4 protein-coding genes are annotated in these 2,938 nt (G+C 34.9%); 1 reads left to right on the forward strand and 3 read right to left on the reverse strand.

Features of this window, described 5'->3' with window-relative positions:
• On the forward strand, positions 1-404 hold a 404-nt coding region (locus ACOYLP_RS11565; RefSeq protein ID WP_422856324.1), incomplete at its 5' end, for a hypothetical protein.
• Here ACOYLP_RS11565 and ACOYLP_RS11570 read toward each other — a convergent pair.
• The 3 genes from ACOYLP_RS11570 to murA form a co-directional block, all read right to left on the reverse strand.
• Positions 405-1,172, reverse strand: a complete 768-nt coding sequence (locus tag ACOYLP_RS11570) for a sulfite exporter TauE/SafE family protein (protein ID WP_422856325.1) — start codon at positions 1,170-1,172, stop codon at positions 405-407.
• A gap of 42 nt (positions 1,173-1,214) precedes the next feature.
• A complete protein-coding gene (locus ACOYLP_RS11575; RefSeq protein WP_422856326.1) occupies positions 1,215-1,622 on the reverse strand; it encodes a hypothetical protein in 408 nt (135 codons plus the stop codon).
• 68 nt (positions 1,623-1,690) lie between these two features.
• Positions 1,691-2,938, reverse strand: a 1,248-nt coding sequence (gene murA, locus ACOYLP_RS11580; RefSeq protein WP_422856327.1) for a UDP-N-acetylglucosamine 1-carboxyvinyltransferase, incomplete at its 5' end; no start/stop codon positions are given.

Raw genomic sequence — 2,938 nt, forward strand, 5'->3', positions numbered from 1 at the left:
AAGATTATTTTGTGTGTTTTCACAATAACACTAAAATCAATATTATGAAAAAAGCAATTTATATCTTAGCTATTGCAGTCTTTGCTTTGGTCGCTATTGTTTTATCAACGGCTGTCGATACTTCAATGGAAAATTCCATTAAAGTTTACGGAACCGTAAAATCAATATCTGAAGGCGGTATTAAAGATGTGGTATTTGAATTAGAAAACAATAAAACGCTCTACTACATCAATCGCGGTTTTGAAAACGGATTTGAAATTGCTAAAGCGAAAAAAGATTTTGAAGGAAAGAAAATCACATTGTTTTATGCCAAATCATGGACACCGTTGGCGCCTTTTGGAACTTACAGTAAACACATTACACATCTTTCAGTAAATGACAGTGTTCTTTTCAGCGAATGGTAATCATTTCAAAAACACATCATAGCCAAAACGAAGTAACGTACCAATAACAACGATTAAAAAGAAAATACGAATAAATCCGTTTCCTTTTTTGATAGCCAGTTTGGCGCCAAACCATCCGCCAAAAGCATTACAAACTGCCATCGGAATTGCAATTACCCATATAATTTTCCCTTTTAAAACAAAAAGACAAATTGAACCAAAATTAGTCGCAAGGTTAACCATTTTGGCATTTGCTGAAGCATGAAGAAAATCAAAACCTAAAACGCTTACAAATCCTAACACAAGGAAACTTCCTGTTCCTGGACCAATAAATCCATCATAAAATCCGATGCAAATACTCATGGAAACAGCTAATAAAAGTTGACGTTTAACGGTATGCTCTTTTGCTTTGTGAATTCCGAAGTCTTTTTTGGTAAAGGTGTAAATGGCAATTAGAGTCAGAACGACCAAAAGCAGTGGTTTCATAAAATCGTTATGCACTTTAGTCAGCAAATGGGAACCCAAAAAAGCGGAAGCAAAAGCCACTATTGCCATGATAGAAAGTAGCTTCCAATTCATATCCACTTTTTTTAAATACTGATTCGCCGCAAAACTGGTTCCGCTAAAAGCAGGAATTTTCAGTGAGCCAATTATAGAGGAAACGGCAAGATTTGGTAATAAAATTAAAGCAACTGGAGTTTGTATCAATCCGCCACCGCCAACAATCGCATCGACAAATCCGGCAAAGAAAGACGCAATACAAAGAATAATTATGATATAAGTTTCCATTATGAGAATTAAAAATCCCGATATTTTCACATCAGGATTTAATTATTTTTTATATGGTATATATTCATCTTTCCATTTCCCCCAAATGATTCCTTGAAATTTTCCATCAGTTCCTATCCAAATTCTAATTTCTACTAAATAATCATTTATTTCAAAATTGCCTTTATATCGATATATTTTTGAATTTCCTATAAAAGTATCATCAATAACTTCTATCAATCTCATATCGATAAACTTTCCGTTTCTCTTGTCTACAATATCACAAGCATGTTGCATTTCTTCAAGAGAAAGCTCTGCCAGGTTTTTAGTAGCTTCTCTATCACTTAGCTGAATAAATTGCCTTGTTTTACAAGTTTCAAGAATTTGTTTTCCAAAATTATATACTTTCTGTTTTTCTTTTTCAAAAATAGAATTAATGTTAATTGTCCGATAAGCCGTATTACAAGACACGAGCAAAAACGAGCTGGCGAAGCATACTAATAAAAATAACAGACAAAACGGCAAAAATTTCATGCAGATTAAACTCTGACAATATTCGCACCAAGCGCACGAAGTCTTTCATCAATGCGTTCGTAACCTCTATCTATTTGTTCAATATTTTGAATAGTTGAAGTTCCTTTAGCAGAAAGCGCAGCAATCAACAATGAAATTCCCGCACGAATATCTGGTGAGCTCATTATGGTTGCTTTCAATTGAGATTGAAAATTGTGCCCCATTACTACGGCTCTGTGCGGATCGCATAACATAATTTTCGCACCCATGTCAATCAATTTGTCTACAAAGAACAAACGGCTTTCAAACATTTTTTGGTGGATTAGCACATCGCCATTCGCCTGAGTTGCCACTACCAAAACGATACTCAATAAATCAGGAGTAAATCCTGGCCATGGCGCATCGGCGATAGTAAGAATAGAACCATCTATATCAGTTTTTACAGTATAACCTTTAGTATGAGCAGGAATATAGATGTCGTCTCCTTTTCTTTCCAGAGTAATTCCCAATTTTCTAAATACATTTGGAATAACACCAAGATTATCCCAAGAAACATTTTTGATTGTAATTTCACTTCTGGTCATCGCTGCAAGGCCAATCCAAGAACCAATCTCAATCATATCAGGAAGAATTCTGTGTTCGCAACCACCCAATTTTTCAACACCTTCAATGGTCAATAAGTTTGAACCAACTCCGGTGATTTTGGCTCCCATTGAGTTCAACATTTTACACAACTGTTGTAAATAAGGTTCGCAAGCAGCATTATAAATTGTAGTGGTTCCTTCTGCTAAAACAGCAGCCATAACGATATTTGCCGTTCCAGTTACCGATGCTTCATCAAGTAACATGTGTGCGCCTTTTAATCTTCCTTTTGTTTCAACACCATAAAAATGGTCTTCTCTTTCGTAACGGAATTTAGCTCCAAGATTTATAAAACCTTCAAAATGGGTATCCAAACGACGACGACCAATTTTATCGCCACCCGGCTTTGGAATATAACCACAACCAAATCGGGCTAAAAGTGGCCCAACAATCATAATAGAACCTCTTAAGCTTCCACCTTCTTTTTTAAAAGCTTCGGTTTTTAAATAATCAATATTTACTTCATCGGCTTGGAAAGTGTAATCTCCTACCCCATTTTTTTGAATTTTTACACCCAAATTTCCAAGTAAAACAATTAGTTTATTAACATCTATAATATCTGGAATATTTGTTACCCTAACTTTTTCTGAAGTTAATAATGCCGGACATAAAACTTGCAATGCTTCATTTTT

Source organism: Flavobacterium sp. (assembly GCF_049318325.1).
In the GTDB taxonomy this organism is placed as follows: Bacteria; Bacteroidota; Bacteroidia; order Flavobacteriales; family Flavobacteriaceae; genus Flavobacterium.

What these genes read in the sequence shown, in the direction of transcription:
- ACOYLP_RS11570 (WP_422856325.1), bottom strand. Translation starts at nt 1,172, where the DNA reads ATGGAAACTTATATCATAATTATTCTTTGTATTGCGTCTTTCTTTGCC.